This is a genomic window from Burkholderia sp. 3C (genome assembly GCF_054589155.1).
In genome coordinates, this window is record NZ_BAAILN010000154.1 from 1 (window position 1) to 325 (window position 325).

Here is a 325-nt window from a genome sequence, read left to right on the forward strand (position 1 = left end):
GCGCTGCACGCGGAAGAAGTGTGCAAGGCCGTGCCCGATATCGGCGTGATCATCTACAACCGCGCGAATTCGAAGCTCAACGCCGACATGCTCGAGCGCCTGGCCGAGCGTTGCCCGAACCTGATCGGCTTCAAGGACGGCGTGGGCGAGATCGAACCGATGGTCACGATCCGCCGCCGCCTCGGCGAGCGCTTCGCCTACCTCGGCGGCCTGCCGACCGCGGAAGTGTATGCAGCGGCCTACAAGGCGCTGGGCGTGCCGGTGTACTCGTCGGCCGTGTTCAACTTCATCCCGAAGACGGCGATGGATTTCTACCGCGCGATCG

General features: G+C 65.2%; 1 protein-coding gene. It reads left to right on the forward strand.

From position 1 onward, the window contains the following. Positions 1-325: dihydrodipicolinate synthase family protein (locus ACYP33_RS32200; RefSeq protein WP_459625234.1), on the forward strand; the 325-nt coding region annotated here is incomplete at both ends.